This window comes from Vibrio variabilis (assembly GCF_003263785.1).
Lineage (GTDB): Bacteria > Pseudomonadota > Gammaproteobacteria > Enterobacterales > Vibrionaceae > Vibrio > Vibrio variabilis.
The window spans coordinates 18,514-37,222 of the sequence record NZ_JYJK01000152.1 but is presented as its reverse complement, the minus strand read 5'-3'; the positions used below and the strand labels follow the sequence as shown (position 1 = coordinate 37,222).

General features: G+C 47.0%; 16 protein-coding genes and 4 pseudogenes. 9 read left to right on the top strand and 11 right to left on the bottom strand.

Features of this window, described 5'->3' with window-relative positions; genetic code table 11:
* Positions 1-5: 5 nt before the first annotated feature.
* Both TZ48_RS24085 and rplQ read left to right on the top strand, forming a co-directional pair.
* The gene (locus TZ48_RS24085; RefSeq protein ID WP_042478691.1) at positions 6-998 is read left to right on the top strand and encodes a DNA-directed RNA polymerase subunit alpha; all 993 of its coding nucleotides are present in this window, start codon (positions 6-8) and stop codon (positions 996-998) included.
* A gap of 26 nt (positions 999-1,024) precedes the next feature.
* Complete coding sequence (gene rplQ, locus TZ48_RS24080) at positions 1,025-1,411, top strand: 50S ribosomal protein L17 (protein ID WP_031493230.1); 387 nt, start codon at positions 1,025-1,027, stop codon at positions 1,409-1,411.
* An 83-nt stretch (positions 1,412-1,494) separates the two neighbouring features.
* On the opposite strand, the gene TZ48_RS24075 is transcribed toward rplQ, so the two are convergent.
* Together TZ48_RS24075 and TZ48_RS24070 are read right to left on the bottom strand one after the other, a co-directional pair.
* Positions 1,495-1,965 carry a DUF2780 domain-containing protein gene (locus TZ48_RS24075; RefSeq protein WP_420822983.1) on the bottom strand — a complete coding sequence of 157 codons (471 nt, stop codon included), beginning with the start codon at positions 1,963-1,965 and terminating at the stop codon, positions 1,495-1,497.
* Between the two features lie 92 nt (positions 1,966-2,057).
* A pseudogene (locus TZ48_RS24070) lies at positions 2,058-2,680 on the bottom strand (FKBP-type peptidyl-prolyl cis-trans isomerase).
* 211 nt (positions 2,681-2,891) lie between these two features.
* Between TZ48_RS24070 and TZ48_RS24065 the strand changes: the two are divergent.
* Positions 2,892-3,488 (top strand): LysM-like peptidoglycan-binding domain-containing protein, encoded by a 597-nt coding sequence (locus tag TZ48_RS24065; RefSeq protein ID WP_112481248.1) that lies wholly within the window; start codon positions 2,892-2,894, stop codon positions 3,486-3,488.
* Between the two features lie 63 nt (positions 3,489-3,551).
* Here TZ48_RS24065 and TZ48_RS24060 read toward each other — a convergent pair whose 3' ends face one another.
* On the bottom strand, positions 3,552-4,004 hold the full coding sequence (locus tag TZ48_RS24060) for a GNAT family N-acetyltransferase (RefSeq protein ID WP_112481246.1): 453 nt from the start codon (positions 4,002-4,004) through the stop codon (positions 3,552-3,554).
* Between the two features lie 120 nt (positions 4,005-4,124).
* Positions 4,125-6,085: pseudogene (cpdB, locus tag TZ48_RS24055) on the bottom strand (2',3'-cyclic-nucleotide 2'-phosphodiesterase).
* A 320-nt stretch (positions 6,086-6,405) separates the two neighbouring features.
* Here cpdB and cobA point away from each other — a divergent pair.
* The 5 genes and pseudogenes from cobA (at position 6,406) to cysC (ending at position 12,168) form a co-directional block, all read left to right on the top strand.
* Positions 6,406-7,281, top strand: coding sequence for a uroporphyrinogen-III C-methyltransferase (gene cobA / locus TZ48_RS24050; RefSeq protein WP_112481244.1), 876 nt, complete (start codon positions 6,406-6,408; stop codon positions 7,279-7,281).
* A gap of 83 nt (positions 7,282-7,364) precedes the next feature.
* Entirely contained in the window at positions 7,365-8,273 is a 909-nt protein-coding gene (cysD, locus tag TZ48_RS24045; RefSeq protein ID WP_042502781.1) for a sulfate adenylyltransferase subunit CysD, read from the top strand.
* 18 nt (positions 8,274-8,291) lie between these two features.
* Positions 8,292-9,701, top strand: a pseudogene (cysN, locus tag TZ48_RS24040) (sulfate adenylyltransferase subunit CysN).
* A gap of 87 nt (positions 9,702-9,788) precedes the next feature.
* Positions 9,789-11,513 (top strand): SLC13 family permease, encoded by a 1,725-nt coding sequence (locus tag TZ48_RS24035; RefSeq protein WP_112481242.1) that lies wholly within the window; start codon positions 9,789-9,791, stop codon positions 11,511-11,513.
* A gap of 22 nt (positions 11,514-11,535) precedes the next feature.
* Positions 11,536-12,168, top strand: coding sequence for an adenylyl-sulfate kinase (gene cysC / locus TZ48_RS24030; protein WP_112481240.1), 633 nt, complete (start codon positions 11,536-11,538; stop codon positions 12,166-12,168).
* A 12-nt stretch (positions 12,169-12,180) separates the two neighbouring features.
* On the opposite strand, the gene TZ48_RS24025 is transcribed toward cysC, so the two are convergent.
* From TZ48_RS24025 to TZ48_RS24000, 6 genes and pseudogenes are all read right to left on the bottom strand, one after another.
* Complete coding sequence (locus TZ48_RS24025; RefSeq protein WP_112481238.1) at positions 12,181-13,083, bottom strand: TIGR03899 family protein; 903 nt, start codon at positions 13,081-13,083, stop codon at positions 12,181-12,183.
* A 379-nt stretch (positions 13,084-13,462) separates the two neighbouring features.
* A complete protein-coding gene (locus tag TZ48_RS24020; RefSeq protein ID WP_420822982.1) occupies positions 13,463-13,921 on the bottom strand; it encodes a DUF3299 domain-containing protein in 459 nt (152 codons plus the stop codon).
* A gap of 79 nt (positions 13,922-14,000) precedes the next feature.
* Positions 14,001-15,258, bottom strand: a pseudogene (locus TZ48_RS24015) (ABC transporter permease).
* Positions 15,255-15,944, bottom strand: a complete 690-nt coding sequence (locus TZ48_RS24010) for an ABC transporter ATP-binding protein (protein WP_112481236.1) — start codon at positions 15,942-15,944, stop codon at positions 15,255-15,257. Before TZ48_RS24010 ends, TZ48_RS24015 begins: the two are co-directional and overlap by 4 nt.
* A gap of 55 nt (positions 15,945-15,999) precedes the next feature.
* A complete protein-coding gene (gene zrgA, locus TZ48_RS24005; RefSeq protein ID WP_112481234.1) occupies positions 16,000-16,698 on the bottom strand; it encodes a zinc uptake protein ZrgA in 699 nt (232 codons plus the stop codon).
* 245 nt (positions 16,699-16,943) lie between these two features.
* The gene (locus TZ48_RS24000) at positions 16,944-17,495 is read right to left on the bottom strand and encodes a YtfJ family protein (protein WP_112481232.1); all 552 of its coding nucleotides are present in this window, start codon (positions 17,493-17,495) and stop codon (positions 16,944-16,946) included.
* 279 nt (positions 17,496-17,774) lie between these two features.
* Between TZ48_RS24000 and TZ48_RS23995 the strand changes: the two genes are divergently transcribed.
* Positions 17,775-17,975 carry a DUF1107 domain-containing protein gene (locus tag TZ48_RS23995; protein WP_112481230.1) on the top strand — a complete coding sequence of 67 codons (201 nt, stop codon included), beginning with the start codon at positions 17,775-17,777 and terminating at the stop codon, positions 17,973-17,975.
* Positions 17,976-18,033: 58 nt separating this feature from the next.
* On the opposite strand, the gene msrA is transcribed toward TZ48_RS23995, so the two are convergent.
* Complete coding sequence (gene msrA, locus TZ48_RS23990; protein WP_112481228.1) at positions 18,034-18,657, bottom strand: peptide-methionine (S)-S-oxide reductase MsrA; 624 nt, start codon at positions 18,655-18,657, stop codon at positions 18,034-18,036.
* Positions 18,658-18,709 lie beyond the last annotated feature (52 nt).

The following is an 18,709-nucleotide window of genomic DNA, read 5'->3' as shown; positions in this document are numbered from 1 at the left end:
ACACAATGCAGGGTTCTGTAACAGAATTTCTTAAGCCACGTCTTGTTGACATCGAACAAGTTAGCACGACACACGCAAAAGTAACTCTTGAGCCATTAGAGCGTGGCTTTGGTCACACTCTAGGTAATGCGCTTCGCCGTATTTTGCTTTCGTCAATGCCAGGTTGTGCAGTGACTGAAGTTGAAATCGAAGGCGTTCTGCACGAGTACAGCACTAAAGAAGGTGTACAAGAAGATATCCTAGAGATTCTTCTTAACCTGAAAGGTCTAGCTGTTCGCGTTGCTGAAGGCAAAGATGAAGTGTTTATTACACTAAACAAATCAGGCTCAGGCCCTGTTGTTGCAGGTGACATCACCCATGATGGTGATGTAGAGATCGCTAACCCAGAACACGTTATTTGTCACCTAACGGATGACAACGCTGAGATTTCTATGCGAATCAAAGTTGAACGTGGTCGTGGTTACGTTCCAGCTTCAGCTCGTATCCATACTGAAGAAGATGAGCGTCCAATCGGTCGTTTGCTCGTTGACGCAACTTACAGCCCAGTAGACAAAATTGCCTACGCTGTAGAAGCGGCACGTGTTGAGCAACGTACTGACCTAGACAAGCTCGTTATCGATATGGAAACGAACGGTACTCTAGAACCTGAGGAAGCTATCCGTCGCGCAGCTACTATCCTAGCTGAGCAATTGGATGCATTCGTAGATCTTCGTGATGTACGTGTTCCTGAGGAGAAGGAAGAGAAGCCGGAGTTCGATCCTATTCTACTGCGTCCTGTAGACGATCTTGAACTAACAGTTCGCTCTGCTAACTGTCTAAAAGCAGAAGCGATTCACTACATCGGTGATCTTGTACAGCGTACTGAGGTTGAGCTACTTAAAACGCCAAACCTTGGTAAAAAATCTCTTACCGAGATTAAAGACGTACTTGCATCACGTGGTCTGTCTCTGGGCATGCGCCTAGAAAACTGGCCACCAGCGTCTATCGCTGAAGATTAATCGATACTAGTTAGAAGGATTAGGTCATGCGCCATCGTAAGAGTGGTCGTCAACTCAACCGCAACAGCAGCCATCGCAAAGCGATGTTCAGCAATATGGCTAGCTCTCTTGTACGTCATGAAGTAATCAAGACTACATTGCCTAAAGCAAAAGAGCTACGTCGCGTAGTTGAGCCTTTGATTACACTAGCTAAGACTGACAGTGTTGCTAACCGTCGTCTAGCATTTGCACGTACTCGTGATAACGAAGTAGTTGCGAAACTATTCAACGAACTAGGTCCACGTTTTGCTGCTCGTCAGGGCGGTTACACTCGTATCCTAAAAGCTGGCTTCCGTGCTGGCGATAAAGCTCCAATGGCTTACATTGAGCTAGTTGATCGCCCAGAAGCATCTGAAGAAGCTGCTGCTGAGTAATCAGTAAAGTTCGTAGAACTAAAAAAGCCGAGCATTTATGCTCGGCTTTTTGCTATCTGCTATTTTGAAATCGCCTCTCCCCTTTACTGCCATAATGATGTCAGTGATTCCAAAAGACCTGAACTTGCCCCTTGTGAGCCCAGGTAATCCAATACGACCGGTGCAAACTGTGAAATCATCGACGGGTCTAAACCCACGGATGAGAAGGCACTTTTTACACTGTCCATATCTTGTATTGACGAGAGAAGACCGCTGCTTGTTAGCGAATCCATTCCGGGAATCAGGGAGTTCAGCTCACTCTGCTGATCTGAACCGAGTGAACTTTGTGCAAGAGAGAGTAGCGCGCCTACGCCAGTTGTCGCTTGTTCAGGGGATATAGAAAGATTGCTGGCTAAGTCATTAACGACTGGTGAATCTTTTGCGTTCATCATTGAGTTTGCACTAGAGAGTAAACCGCTTGCATCGTCAGTGGATACGCTTGAAAGGTCAAGTGCAGCGTGCGCTGGTGCTGAAATGAGTAGTGCCGTAGAAAGGGCTAGAAGAGTTCTCATAATACCGTCCATTTTATTGTCTATCCCGTTAAGATTAGACAATAAAAAAGCAGTGACGAGTCACTGCTTTTAAAAACTGAGTATCAGAGATGAGATTAAGCGATGATGTCTAGTAGCTCAACTTCGAATACTAGTGCTGCAAACGGAGGAATCGCTGCACCTGCGCCGCGCTCACCGTATGCTAGGTCTTGAGGAATGTACAGTTTCCACTTAGAACCTACAGGCATTAGTTGAAGTGCTTCAACCCAGCCTTTGATTACGCCAGTCACTGGGAACTCAGCAGGTTGACCGCGAGATACAGAGCTGTCGAATACAGTACCGTCTGTTAGCTCACCGTGGTAGTGAACGCGTACAGTTTTGTCTGCAGATGGGATTTCGCCAGTACCTTCAGTGATCACTTCGTATTGAAGACCAGACTCAAGAACCGTTACTTCTGAACGAAGTGCGTTGTCTTTTAGGAACGCTTCGCCGTCAGCTGCCGCTGCTTTTGCCGCTTCTTGACGTAGTGCTTCTGCGCGAGTGTGTAGCTCTTGCAGTGCGTTGTTGATCTCGTCAATTTCGATTTCTGGCATGTCACCAGTTAGTGCAGTTGCAATACCTTTAGCGATTGCATCTACGTTTAGACCTTCTAGCCGCTACCTGCTAGTTGTTGGCCCATTTGTAGACCAATACCATAGCTTGCTTTCTGTTCTACAGTTTCTAATTTCACGTCAGACATGACGGTCTCTCTTGCTATTCGAATGAAGACGAAAGCATACCAGTTCTGGCTTTAAACCGAAACGCTCTAACCAACTTTTACCAATTAATTCGTTTTGGTTGTTAAACTTGTGACATTAGGCGGTTATAAATTAGCAGACCTGCGATTTTTCTATACTCTGAACGCAGGTTTTCTTAAACTGAGACGGTTGTGTAGTAGGAGACCAATGGGAATGAATCGTCGTCACCGTAAAAAGCAAAAAGTTGACCACGTTCAAGTGCTGAAAGAAAAGTGGCAAGCGCTGGATTTATCGCGTCTAAAGCAAATCGATTTGTCTCGACTGTCTGCGATACGTGATAAGGCTAAGGCGTTATGGCAACGTTTGCCGCGTCTACATAGAAGGGTTTTGAGCGTTCTCATTCCTGTTGTTATTGTGTTGATGCTTTTGCCAGGCCAAAAAGCTGAGGCGCCTCAAGTGACCCCTACCAATCAACGCGTCGCAGTCAGCGTCAATACCGCGCCATTGAGTGAGCAGTCGTCGCAGGTTAACGTGGAAGAGCGAGTAGAAACGGATTGGCGCGAGTACACGGTGAAAAAGGGTGACACGCTCGCGCGCGTATTCCGCACCAACCAATTGCCGATGGCAGACTTGAATGCGTTGGCACGCATTGAAGGCAGCGACAAACCACTAAGCCGAATTAAGCAAGGTCAGCTAATTCGATTTAAGTTCAATGAAGAGGGCAGCTTAGATATCTTGCAGATTGAGCGTGGTGACCAGTCGATCATGTTCTTCCGCTTGTCTGATGGCGGATTTGGTCGCAGTAAATAGAAAAAGATAAGAAGGGGCTCGCAAGCCCCTTTTTTGCTCTATTCGTCACTGTTTAAGTCACGATTATTTTAGAAGCCTCATGTCAATATGAGGGATATCATCTTCTAGGTATTCATCCGAGCAGGCACTAAAGCCATGTTTTGAATAGTAACCTTGCAAGTGAGATTGCGCTCCGATTTGGATGCTCTCGTTAGGCCACAGACGCTCACACTCGAGTTTTGCTTGCACCAATAGGTCATGCCCTAGACCACCCCCTCTATGCGTCTGCTTTGTCGCGACACGGCCAATACTTACTTGTTTGTACGTAGTGCCTTTTGGTAACAATCGCGCACAAGCGACGAGTTCATCACCTTGGTAACCCAGTAAATGGTGTACGCCTTCGATCTGGTCTTTGTTATCCAATTCTGGATAAGGACAGGTTTGTTCTACCACAAACACATCGACGCGCAGTTTGATCAACTCATATAGCTCAGTCGTGTTGAGTTCAGTGAACGTTTTTGTCTTCCAGATAATCATGATGTATTTCTCTTTATTGCGAACAGCGGCCTATCGTTCTTAGACTAAACCGAGGCGAATAAAAAAGCCACGCATTACGCGTGGCTAGATTCAATAAGATGATACTAAATTTAGATCAGCTTATTTTTGTAAGTCGATCTGGTAAACCGCGAAACCAACATCGTCAGTCGCGACCTTTTTCATTGGGTATTGACCTTTGTCGCTGATAAATTGCGCCGCTTTCTCTGATGGAGAGGTTTCAAAACGCACGTCCAGCTTAGCGCTTGTGCTAATTGGCGCAAATGACCAGTTGTTGTCCGCACTTGGCGTCACTTCACCTTTCTCTTTGCTTACTTTCGAGATGTAGTTAGCAACGATAGAACGGTTTTCATCTGGAGAATCAAATGCGATAAAGTCGCTACCAGTACCAGGGAACTTGTTGCTGTATGCACGGTAGTTATTGGTCGCAATGATGAAGGTTTGCTTCATGTCGATTGGTTTGCCGTTATAAGTCAAACCAAGGATACGCTCGCTACCTTCGTCTAGCAGTTTGCAATTGCCGTCATAACGGGCTGGTTTAGTGACATCGATTTGGTATTCAACGCCATCCATCACATCAAAGTTGTAGGTACGGAAACCATCCCAATCGATCAGTGATTGTGGCTTGTTAGAGTTTGCATCGATTTGTTTGAACTGACCTGCAGAACACTCCAACCATTCCTTCACTTCTTTACCCGTTACTTTCAACGCTACAAGCGTATTTGGGTATAGGTATAGGTCGGCTGCGTTACGGAACGTAAGTTGACCCGATTCTACTTCGGTAAAGTTAGCTGGATCGTTCTTACGGCCGCCCGCTTTAAATGGCGCAGCAGCAGACAGCACTGGCAGACCATCAAGATCCGGATCGCCTTGGATCATGGTTTCTACATAGTCTTTCTGTGCAAGGTTAACGATCTGTACCGTAGGATCATCTTGAACCAGCGCTAAGAAGCTGTACATCACGTCATTCGCTTTACCAATCGGTTGGTTAACGAAATCACGTGTAGCACTGTGATCGCCTTTAACCGCATCGACAATACCTTGGTCTGCTTTAGCAATTGGCTTTTTGTTAGCAGCGTCGAAGATAGGACGAGCTTCTGTTTGCGCATCAGCCACTTTCCAGCTATCACCGTCTTGCTCAAGTACCAGATCCATTACGCCCACGTGACTACCCCAACGTCCTGGCATTACTGCAGCAACACCATTAATGGTGCCTTTTTCATTGTCGACACCTTGGATATTGTCAAAGCCTTTACCTGGGAATACTGCGTGAGAGTGACCAAACGCAATCGCATCGATGCTTCTACTTCAGAAAGGTAGTAAGTCGAGTTCTCTGCGCCGGCTTTATACGGATCGCTTGAAACGCCTGAGTGCGGGATAGCAACGATAATGTCCGCACCTTCTTTCTTCATTTGTGGCACTAACTTTTCAGCGGAAGCTTTGATGTCTTCAGCGAACACTTTGCCTTCGAGGTTTTTCTTATCCCACACCATGATTTGAGGTGGTACGAAGCCAATGTAGCCAACTTTCACGTCGTGTGCATTGCCATCGGTGTCTTTGAACGTATGGGTTTTGATTAGGTAAGGCTTGAAGTAGTGGTCACCGGTTTTTTTATCAAATACGTTAGCGCTGATGTAAGGGAAGTTAGCGCCTTCCAGTGAGGTTTTAAGGAACTCAAGGCCATAGTTAAACTCATGGTTACCGATGTTACCCACATCGTAGTCAAGCTGGTTCATGGCTTTGTAAACCGGGTGGATTTCACCTGGCTTAATCCCTTTCGATGCCATGTAGTCGCCCATTGGGCTACCTTGAAGTAGGTCACCGTTATCCACCAATACGCTGTTCGTTACCTCACCACGAGCTTCTTTTACCAAAGTAGCAGCGCGAGTCAGGCCGATTTTCTGCGACGGCTTATCCTTGTAGTAGTCGTAATCCATAACATTAGTATGAATGTCCGTCGTTTCGATAATTCTTAACTTGATCTCTTCAGCCATCGCTGGGCTCGCCATTGCAAGCATCCCGCCTAGCACAGCGATAGAAATTGGGGTCACTGCCACTTTCATCTTCATATCCTTCTAATTCGAGGGTGATTCAAAAACTCGCTAAGTGTATCAATTTGTGATGTAAGAAATGTTTCTATGGCTATAAAAGTGTGATCTGCATTTATTACTTACTGGGGTTCTGATACCGATCTCTCACCTTTACTAGTAAGACTACAACTGATAGCGGTTCCATGCGGCGAGTTAGCTCGAAATTTGACCATATTTTTCAGGCTAAATAGCTTCTTTAGTGACTTTTGGAATAAAAAATGAAATTTTAGAATTTCAAGTAATATAGGCGAGTGGTCATAATGCCATCATTCGATATGCGAAGGATTGCCATTATGACCCCAACTTTTACTAACCAGCCGGGCAAAGGAAGTACACCCACTTTGGTTAGCAGCCAAGATAAGCCAAGGCTAGCCAAATCACAGCTCAACAAAGGCGAGGTGGCTTTAATCGGTGCCGGTCCAGGCGATCCTGAACTACTGACCATAAAAGCATTAAACCTGCTACAACAAGCTGACGTCGTGCTCTATGACTATCTTGTTTCTGAAGAAATTATGGCGCTGGTACCAGATAGTACTATTTTAGTTTGTGTGGGCAAAAGAGCTGGTCATCACAGCGTTCCTCAAGAAAAAACCAATCAACTGTTGGTCGAGTTTGCCCAGAGCGGTCATAAAGTCGTTCGTATTAAAGGTGGCGATCCGTTTGTATTTGGCCGTGGTGGTGAAGAGCTGCAAGTTCTCGCATCAGCAGGCATTCGATTCCAAGTGGTGCCGGGTATTACCGCAGCCGCTGGCGCGACGGCATACGCAGGTATCCCCCTAACTCATCGAGACTACGCGCAATCGGCGCTGTTTGTCACCGGGCACCTAAAACCGGACAGCGATGATATGGATTGGTCAACGCTGGCGCGCGGCAATCAGACTCTCGTTATCTACATGGGGCTAATGAAATCTGACTATATCCAGTCGCAACTTATTGAACACGGCCGAAGTTCAAGTGTACCTGTTGCCATTATTGAGCGTGGGACACAGGCAACCCAAAAGGTCTTACGTGGCACTTTGGCAACACTACCGGAGATGGCCAAAGATGCGCAGTCGCCATCACTGATTGTTGTCGGTGAGGTGGTCTCGTTAGCCGATGAACTCTCTTGGTTTGGTGAAGATAGTGCACAGCCAAGCCAAATCGAAACACTACAAAGTATTAGAGCTTAACCCTAAGAGGATAGCTCACTCATATTCTAAATCAGTCGTGTGTTGGCCAAGTCACGTCAACATGAACAAAGGAAGCACAACTCATGGACCAAGAAAGACTCACACACCTTAAACAGTTGGAAGCGGAAAGTATTCACATCATCCGCGAGGTCGCGGCGGAATTTGATAATCCCGTCATGATGTACTCCATCGGTAAAGACTCGTCGGTGATGCTGCACTTAGCGCGTAAGGCATTTTACCCAGGTAAGATCCCGTTCCCGTTGCTACACGTGGATACCGATTGGAAGTTCAAAGAGATGATTGAATTTCGCGACCGTACAGCAAAGAACTACGGATTTGAGCTTTTGGTGCACAAGAACCCAGAAGGTCTAGCCATGGGCTGTAGCCCGTTTGTGCATGGTTCGTCCAAGCATACCGACATTATGAAGACTCAAGGTCTAAAGCAGGCGCTCAACAAATACGGTTTTGATGCGGCATTCGGTGGTGCACGTCGTGATGAAGAGAAGTCTCGCGCTAAAGAGCGTGTCTATTCATTCCGCGACAAGAACCATACATGGGATCCGAAGAACCAGCGGCCAGAGCTGTGGAAAACCTACAACGGTCAAATCAACAAAGGTGAGAGCATCCGTGTGTTCCCACTTTCTAACTGGACCGAGCTCGATATTTGGCAATACATCTTGCTAGAAGGCATTGAAATCGTGCCTTTGTATCTTGCAGCACCACGTCCAGTGGTCGAGCGCGATGGTATGTTGATCATGGTGGACGATGATCGCATGGAAATCGGCCCTGATGAAACGGTTGAGCATAAGAGTGTGCGCTTTAGAACGCTTGGCTGTTACCCATTGACCGGTGCTATTGAGTCGGAAGCAACCACACTTACTGGAATTATCGAAGAGATGCTCGTCGCGACCTCAAGTGAGAGGCAAGGACGAGCGATCGACCACGATCAGTCAGGATCGATGGAGCTTAAGAAACGTCAAGGATACTTTTAAGGATCGAAGGAACAGACTATGAACAGCGCAGTAGAAGCACAACTTGCCGAACTCGGTATTGAAGGTTACCTGAGTCAGCACCAGTACAAATCGTTACTTCGATTCCTAACGTGTGGCTCAGTTGATGATGGTAAAAGTACCTTAATTGGACGCTTGCTCCACGACTCGAAACAAATTTATGAAGATCAACTAGCGGCTGTTCACTCAGACAGTCAACGTGTTGGTACGACTGGTGAAAAACCAGATTTAGCCTTGCTTGTAGATGGCTTACAGGCAGAACGTGAACAAGGGATCACGATTGATGTGGCATACCGCTACTTCTCGACCCAAAAACGTAAGTTCATCATTGCCGATACTCCGGGGCATGAGCAGTACACGCGAAACATGGCAACGGGCGCATCGACGTGTGATCTTGCCGTGATCTTGATTGATGCGCGTAAAGGTGTACTCGATCAAACGCGTCGTCACTCATTTATTTCCAGCCTGCTTGGTCTAAAGCACTTTATTGTTGCGGTGAACAAGATGGATTTGGTCGACTACTCACAGCAGCGCTATGAAGAGATCCGCGATGAGTATCTGACTTTCTCAGAGAACCTAGGTAAAGACATCGACATTCAGATGATCCCGATCTCTGCCTAGAGGGCGACAACGTTGTCGATCTCAGTGACAAGATGAGCTGGTATCAAGGTGAGCCATTGCTCGATCTACTAGAGAAAGTGGATATCGACCAAGGCAAACAGCAAGGCGAGTTCCGCTTCCCGGTGCAGTACGTTAACCGACCTAATCTCGATTTCCGTGGTTTTGCTGGCACGATTGGCTCTGGTGAAATCCGCGTTGGCGATGAGATTAAAGCGTTGCCGTCTGGTAAGACGTCTAAAGTCGAGCGCATCGTGACCTTTGATGGTGATTTACCGAGTGCATTTGCAGGTCAAGCAGTGACGTTAACGCTGACTGATGAGATTGATATCAGCCGTGGTGACTTGATTGTTAAGCAAGACGCACGCGTTGCGTCATCAAATCGTCTACTGGCGGATGTGGTATGGATGACGGATGAGCGCTAGCGGCAGTCGCAGCTACGACATCAAAATTGCGGGTAAGAAAACGCAAGGTCAGTTGGACGCGATTCGCCATCAGTATGACATCAACTCGCTTAAATCGTTTGAGGCAGAGTCACTGCCACTAAACGGTATCGGTTTGTGTGAGTGGTCACTGACGGAAGCGGTAGCGATTGATAGCTACGATTCGGTTCAAGATACCGGTGGTTTTATTGTGATTGATCGTCTCACCAACGTGACAGTGGGTGCAGGCCTTGTTCGTGAAGCTTTAGCGGAAGAGCAGCGTTCACCACAAGAGCGTATGGGCGCCTTTGAGAAAGAGCTTAAGGCTCTGATCATGAAGCACTTCCCTGAGTGGGACGCGAAAATATAACCACCGTTATATAACCGTAACCATGAGCTCTAGCGATCGCTAGAGCTCACAAGAACAACGCAGTGACTTTGCATAAGGAATAGGATGATGTGGGAACAAGGAGTGGTGCTGGCTTTGCTGATGTCTATCATCACTTGCTTGATAGCAACCCAGATCAAACCGAGCCTTATTTTTGCAGGCGCTGCGTTTTTGGCGTTTATTGCTGGCATGATAGATATCAATGCGGTTGCGAGTAATTTCACCAACTCATCGCTGCTCACACTGGTGTTACTGATTTTGTCCTCAGCAGCGCTGGAGAAAACACGACTAATTAGCTGGGTCAGCCGCTCAATTGCGACGGGGCGTTTAGGGGCTGTGGTTGCTAAGTTAGGTATCTCGACTGCACTGCTTTCCTCGTTCACTAACAACACGGCAGTGGTCGTCTCGTTAATTGGTGCTATTAAGCGTAATCAGCGCCATGCGCCATCCAAGTTACTGATACCGCTATCTTATGCTGCCATTCTAGGCGGCACACTGACGCTGATTGGTACCTCAACCAACCTGATAATTAACAGCTTTGTTGAGGATGTAGGCTTACCAAGCTTAGGCTTTTTCGAGCCAACTTGGATTGGCTTGAGCGTATTGCTCGGTGGTGTGTTGGTATTAATTCCGCTTAGCTACTTCTTACCGAACTACGATGACACCAACCAAGATGATCTACCGTATTTTTTAGAAGCACGAGTAGAATCTGGCTCACCGCTGGTGGGACGCAGTATCGCCGAGAATAACCTCAGAGCATTGCGTAAGCTTTTCCTTGCCGAGGTGGTTCGTGATGGTCAAACGTTGGCATCGGTTGGCCCTGACTTTGTATTAGAAGCTAAGGACCGCCTACTGTTTTGTGGTGACGTGGAAAGTGTCGCGACGCTACAAGAAATTACCGGCTTAACCTTTTTTGGTCAGCATCACCTCAACGGACAGAATCTACTGGAGGTGGTAGTCAGCTCGTCGGCGACATTTTGCAATAACACCCTCAAATCGAGTCAGTTTCGAGATCGCTTTGATGCGGTGGTCGTGGCGATTCGTCGCGGTCATGAACGTTTGGAAGGTGGGCTTGGCAATATTATCCTGCAAGCGGGGGATACGTTAGTACTCGCTCCGGGTAAACGCTTTGAGGCACTTCGTCGTCAGCATCGCAAAGAGTTCGTGCTTATTAACGATTTAGACTCCAGTGCCAAGCTTGATTTAGTGAAGTCTAGCTATGTTCTGTTTGGCTTTGTTGCTGTCATTGCGTTAGCACTCACTAACGTACTGCCTATCATCAAAGGGCTTGCACTGTATCTAATCGCGGTGTTGGCGTTTGGTATCGTTAATTTGGGCGAGCTGCGCCGCCGCTTCCCAACTGATATTGTGGTGATCGTCGGCTCTGCGCTTTCCATTGCTCAACTGATGATTTCTACTGGCCTTTCTGAGCGCATGGGTGACATGTTCATTGAGATGTTCAACGGCTGGGGCGTATTCGGTGCGTTAGTGGCCACTTACTTAGTAACACTCATATTGACCGAATTAGTCACTAACAATGCCGCAGCTGCGCTGGCATTCCCGATTGGCTACAGCATGTCGGTGGCCTATGGTGTCGATCCTATGCCGTTTATCATGGCAGTGCTATTCGGAGCGAGCGCAAGCTTTGTCTCTCCCTATGGCTATCAGACCAATCTATTGGTGTATAGCGTGGGTAATTATCAGCTTAAAGATTACATGCGGATTGGCATTCCCATCTCCATCGTTTACTCGGTGTTGGTGCTCGCGCTTATCCCTTACTTTTTTCCTTTTTAACGGCGTTACCTAAGGACGAGTTATGTCGAATACTGTACAAGCCTCTGACACGATCGAAAAAGATGAAAACGTGATTTGGCATCAACATGTGGTGACCAAGTCAGAGCGCGCTGAACTGAAAAAACAGCAGCCGGTGGTACTGTGGTTTACTGGCTTATCGGGGGCAGGCAAATCCACGGTCGCTGGCGCGCTGGAAACAGAACTAGCAAGCCTTGGCTACCATACCTATTTGTTGGATGGTGATAATGTAAGACACGGACTTTGTCGTGACTTAGGATTTTCGGAGCAAGACCGTCGAGAAAACATTCGCCGTGTTGGCGAGCTGGCTAAGTTAATGGCGGACGCAGGTCTGATTGTCCTCTCTGCGTTTATCTCTCCGCATCGTGAGGAGCGCGCCTTGGTTCGTGACCTTTTGCCTGATGGCGAGTTTATGGAAGTGTTTGTCGATGCGAGCCTAGAGGTGTGTGAATCACGCGATCCCAAAGGTCTGTATAAGAAAGCACGCGCTGGCGAAATACCGAACTTTACGGGTATCGATTCTGAATATGAAGCGCCGCTTAATCCAGAAATCCATCTCAAAGCCGGTGACAGCACGGTCGCACAGCTGGTGGAGCAATGTTTAACGGTACTTAAAGATAAGCGCGTTATACGTTAATCAATAGGGCTGCTACACCTTATGATGAAATGAGGTGGGCAGCTCACCTTTGACCACAAACTTTCTGTTCAGTAGTGCCACCAACTGCTCTTGATACTGCGCATTGCTGCGATGACCAAGAAGCTGACATAACTCATTGCCTGTTGGCGTAAATCGATAGTAGGTTAGGACGATGCCCTTGCTCTTTGCGGTCAGGGTCATTTCTTGGCCTTGATAGCTCAGCTTCAGTGGCGCTTCTCTATTAATCTCTCCCGATTCAAGTTCTGTCGCCAACAACACTCCTAATTCAACCAAAAGTAGGATACTAGAGTAGGGCAACTGAAATTCGCCCAAACTCAACTCATCCACACTCTCGCGGCGAGAAAAACTGAATAATCCGGAGTGATGCTTAATGCCTAATAACAATTTTCGACTACTGTCAGTCCCAAAGCTGCAAGCTAGAGAGGAGGCTCTTTGCAGGGTTTGCGCTTCTTTAGGAGTCATGTCTCGAAGTGTTTTTAGTGCCTTCATTGAAGTGGCACCGGGGTTAGTGATTTCTCGTTTTAGCACTTGCGCCCAAAGCTTCTGCATCGACGAGTTGTGGATCTCTTTCGCCATATCAAAATAGCGCACTAACCAGTCAAAATCAGGCTCTCCCGCCACTTCGTTTTTGCAGGCTGCCATCGCCGCTTTGATTATCTGCTCAAGGTTCTTCTGGCGCTGCTCTTTGCCTTGTTTTTCACGCAGCATGGCTCGTTCAAACAATGACTGGCTTGGCGTTTCCTCACGGATCAGGGCGTCGAGGTAATGAGATTCGGCAATCGCGCGCAAACGGCTGGCGCTGTCTTTCATGTGATGGGCTTTCTTTTGCCCAGACTCAGTGGAAGAGTTAGATTCTACTTTAGCAGGCTTGCTCTCAACGGGATGATGACTCATTACTCAGACTCAATATGAAGCGAAAACGAAGCAATAATGTGCAATAAGTCTTCAATTTAGCGGGAATTTCGTGCAAAAACCAGCGTAATTTATGTGAGCTGATGTCCGAAAATGGTGGGAGCGAGAAGCGGTTGTAAAAACTCTAGGATAAATGCTAAAATTTTGTTAAGTTTATGCTTCATAATAGAGGAGGGCGTTATGAGGCACTCAAGAGACAATCACTCATTAGAGAGTCACGCGCCACAGAGCAAAATGAAAAAGCATGTCTCGGTGGCATTGCTGATGTGTGTTTATATTGGCGTACTAGGCTATCTGTCCACATTAATAGGCTAACAACCTAGCACGCGATTTCGTATCTTACGACTACTCGCTTTGACAATCACTCGGCTTCGTCATAACCATCATCGTAGTCTTCAATCTCATAACCATCGATTAAGTAGCCAGTCTGTGCTAGCTCTGAGTCGATGGTTTCTGTTTTTAGCGTACCAACAACATAAATCACATCCCATAGACGGTGTACAGGCGCGCCTTCCTTGAACTTCACGTAGATGATTTGGTTTGGAGGCGGTGGTGGAACGTGGATACAGGCACCGAAGTAGGGTACCAATAGAAATTCCGTTACCGCATTTTCATCCCCTTCGAGTGGGATAACGAAGCCAGGGATTTTTACCTTACTGCCATTGAGTTCTTGGCGCACGGTACCGACTTTCGATTGTTCCATCACGCCACCGGAGTGATCGACTGAAGGCATCCCCATCGCATCAAACTGATTGCGCTCTTTCTCCGGAATGAGATCAATCCAATCGAGTGTTAATACATCTGAGTCAGTTTCAGCCATCGCCAGTGGCGCAGCCAGCACGCTCAGGGATAACAATAAGCCACAAAGTAGCGTTTTCAAGGTTTTCATCGAAGTCCCACTAAATACGGATGGTCATGCCATCACTTAATGATTGTCTGTACGCACGCAGCGCAGGGAAGAAGCCAATAATAATGCCTGCTAACTGCACAAACCCAAGTAGCATCCATTCATGTGAACTGATCCCAGATAAGGCAATATTAATCCCGTAATTTGAGGTAATGATTGGCGCTGCGACCGCAAGCATCGCATACATACCACCCACACCGCAAATGATACCTATGGTGGTCAAAACCGTGGCTTCACTAATCAGCAATACGAACACATGGCGCGGCCTTGCCCCATTGCTCTGAGAATTGCCATTTCGCGGCGACGCTCCTGAAGGCTAGTTAAGAGGCTCGATAACATGCCCATAAGACCGGCTACAACCACAAACACAGAGACAATCAATAGCGCTTGCTCCGCGACGCTCATCATGCCCCATAGCTCATGCAAGGCAATACCTGGAGGATTGCGCTGAGTGGCTCTTGCTTATAGGTGTTGATCTGGCGTTGTAAGGCGAAGGTTTGGATTTTACTTTTCAGTCCAATCATCATCGCCGTAATTTGCTTGGGATGGAAATCCATTTCGAGCAGTTGCTCTTTACTTGGATTGTTACCAAGGTTTGCGCCAGACTCCCAACCAACGTGAATCGCTTCGATGGCTTCGAGTGACACATGAACGGTTTTATCCACTGGAGTGCCCGTAGGTGCTAAGATACCGACCACTTTAAATGGCGTGTTTTCATGGCGGCTGAAACCCACATCGCTGATGCCATGAGCAATAACGATCTCAGTGCCGATGTCATAGCCAAGCTTCTTAGCAACCTCAGAGCCAATAACCGCTTCAAATAGGTTGTCGAACTCTTCTCCTTTACTCAGAGAGAGGTGCTGCTTTTGACCATATTGATAGTGCTCAAAGTAGCTGTGATTGGTGCCCATCACTCGAAATCCGCGATGAGAATCGCCGAGAGAGATAGGGATCGCCCATTTTACCGCGCGATGATTGCTAAATTCTTCGAAACTCTTCCAGTCGATATTGTTGGTCGCATTACCAATACGAAATACTGAGTAGAGCAATAAGTTCACTTGTCCGGAGCGACCACCCACAATTAAGTCTGTGCCAGAAATCGTGTTGGCAAAGCTGCTTTTTGCTTGAGTTCGAATGCGCTCAACACCCATTAGCAAAATAACGGAAATCGCCACCGTCAGAATGGTGAGCAGTGCCGTGGTTTTGCGATTCAGCAGGCTTTTCCATGCCAGCTTTAATGTGATGCTCATAGCGGCCTCACTTGATTAATGTCTTGTAGGTTTTCAGTGCGCTTGAATAAAGGCTCGAGCGTTGGATCGTGGCTGACGAAAATGAGTGTCGATTCAGCGCGGTTCGCTTGTTCCATGAGTAGCTCGATGAAGGCTTCACGATTGTCGTGATCTAAGGCTGAGGTCGGTTCGTCAGCAATCAGAAATTCGGGCTGGCCGATGAGTGCTCTTGCAGCCGCGACGCGTTGCTGCTGACCAATACTGAGTTCAATCACGGGTTTTTGTAGCAAATTTGACGGCAGACGCAAATGATCAAGCAGTCGCTTAGCTTCATTAGCTAGCGAGCCAGATACCTTCTCTTTGCGTCTTTGCGAAAAGTGGCAAGGCAGCGTGACATTGTCGATGACCGACAAATATGGGATCAAATTAAACTGTTGAAAAACATAGCCGATGTGGTCGGCGCGAAATCTATCGCGTTTTGACGCTGAAAGAGCCGTTAAGTTTTGATTGAGTGCCAAGATATCCCCGCTGGTGGCCGTATTTATACCAGTAAGCAAACCGAGCAATGTCGATTTACCACTGCCACTTGGGCCTTTGAGAAATAAATGCTCACCTTGTTTGATAATAAGAGAGGGAATATCAAGAGTTGGAGCTTGGTCGGGCTGCCACTTAAATGTGACGTCTGTAAGTTCGATTACGCTAGCCATAGTGTCCTCTAAAAACTACCCTCAAGCCTCGGGCGAGGCCTGAGAGTTGGACGGTTTAGAATTTAATAGTTGTGCTACCTGATGTCAGTTCCGTTGCTGATTGTGCGCTATCCGTTAGCAGGTTTACTGATACTTTCTCAGTTGCAGGGAAGTGTGTAAACCACTGTGTATCAATTTGCGAGACTTTAGCAACGTCTTCACAGGAGAATTGGTATTGAATTGAGAATTCACCGTGGCCATCATGATGGTCGTGGTCGTGGTCGTGGTCGTGGTCGTGACCTTTGTGCTCGTCATGATGCTCGTGGTCATCGTGTTCTTTATGGTCGTCGTGGTGGTCATGACCTTCATGATCATGTCCCTTATGATCGTCGTGATGGTCGTGACCTTTGTGATCATCATGATCTTTATGCTCACCATGGTGATCATGCTCGTCTTTCTCTAGCGTGTTTTCAATATGAGCCTCAACCAGTTTACAGTTCGCAGCCGCTGGAATCGTTAGAATGCTATTTACATTGTTCAGTTTTGCTGTGGCATCAGCGATAGCTGATTTTTCTGCATCCGTCTTTGGTGCGTGTTCAAAGCCCACTACATCAGCGCCTGGAGCGGTGATTTCCACTAAAAGATCTTGACCATCTTGAGCAATGTTAAATTCTACATGACCATGCACATGGGCATCATGCTGGCGAAATTGGTCTTCAGCGACAGCGAACTGCGATACAACAAGTCCAGCTAAGAGTGTCATCTTCAGTTTCATGATTAATCCTTAAATAGCGAAGTAAAAGTAGTGAGCACCAATGCAGGTAAATAGGCTGTTGAAGTAGCCTAGTGCAAAGGTTTCTGGTGAGAACGATGCGATCGGTTCTCGTTTAACTGTTGTTTGTTATGTTATAACAAACAAATATTTTTTCCAGCGGAAACAACATTCAGCCTGAGCTTTCTGACCGGAAAACAACAAAAAAGGAGCCGCAAGGGCTCCTTCTCAGAATCTTTAACTGTCAATTAGATGTTGTCAGTAACCAGGCTCAGTACTTGCTGAATGTCAGCTTCGCTGAGCGCACCTTCTTTAACATAGAGGATTTTACCTTGTTTATCCTGAACGATAATTGCTGAGCTTTCTTCTGCAAGTTGCCAAGCGTTCGCCACCAGGCCATGTTTGTCTAGTACCATTGATGACCAAGGAAACTCTTTTTTGCTGTCTTCCGCGGAAGACTTAACAAATGAACTGGTGCCCCACATTGCATCGTCTTGGTTGATGATGGTTGTAGTTTGATAGCTTTCTTTTGGAAAATCGGCAGCGGTAATGGCAGCCATCAGCGGTGCATTCATCTCTTTTGAGCTGCTGCGGCCAGCGATAGCTTGGATGACACGCACTTTGCCTAGCATGTCATTAGTGCTCCATGCTTGGTAGTTGATCGCGTCGTTGCTTAGGATAAGTTCACCGTGATCACTGACCGATACAGAGCGAGCATTTCCACCGACTTGTAGGTTGGTTGCCATAGCAAATGCTGGCACCAGCAGCATAGCGAGAGTTAGGAGAGGCTTTAGTTTCATTGTAATAGTTTCCGTTACTTTGTAGTGGGCGGCTACCTTAGGCGAACTCAAGGTCAGCCACAATGTAAATAATGATGATTTGACCAAGAATTGTCTGTCTCTCAATAAAATCATTTCAAGCATAACAGCAATTTATAGTTTGTTGCAAAGTTGTTAACTTTTGTTTGTGTCCTCAAGAATTTCGAGTATAATTTCAATCGAACGCAAACTATATTGCGAAATGACTCGCAGAAATGTGGTCACGATTAGATGTACTCAAACGGATATTGAGGTTAGGTTATGCTGCGTAAGTTCACGGTTTATCGTCCGCGTCAGATTGCGAAGTTCGTAAAGACGCTGTTTAAGGGGCAGTTTTTTATTGCAGGTATTGGTTTGTTTCGTTTTGATAACGGCAAGGTGCTGTTACCTGAAGTCGAAGACAAGCAAAAGCTGGTGGCATTTAGAGAGATAAACGGAGAGATTGCCGCACTGGCGCTCTAAAAAGGCCAAAAAATTTATGTGAAATGCCCTCGCTAATGCGAGGGCATTTTTGTTGATACTAGCTTAACTCTGGTGGGAAGCACACACCTGTGCCACCAATGCCGCAGTAGCCATTTGGGTTTTTCGCCAAGTATTGTTGATGGTAGACCTCGGCAAAATAGTACTCACCAAGAGGGGCTATTTCAGTGGTGATGCCAGCATCGCCGAGCGCTTGTTGATATTGTTGCTGCATTTGCTTTGCAATTTCAGCTTGATCATCATTCGCGGTGTAAATCGCTGAGCGATATTGAGTGCCGATATCGTTGCCTTGACGCATTCCTTGAGTCGGGTCGTGCTTTTCCCAAAATGTGCGCAAGATGGTGGCTAGAGAGGTTTGCGTGGTATCAAACACGATACGAACCACTTCGGCATGGCCGGTTAAGCCGCTGCAGACCTCTTCGTAGGTCGGGTTTGGCGTAAAGCCACCAGAGTAGCCTACAGAGGTCGAAACCACGCCCGGCAATTGCCAAAACAAGCGCTCAGCACCCCAAAAACAGCCCAACCCTAAAACAATACTCTCTTGCTGTGCATTAAGCGGTGCGTAAAGGTCAGATTGATTGATAAAGTGCGGCTCCATATTCGCTATGGCGCTATCTCTACCCGGGAGCGCTTGGTCGGCGGAAATCATTTCTTGTTTACGCATCGTCAGTTCCTTTTTTAGACTAGAATTTCAAGTGCAAAGCGTCTGAAAACAA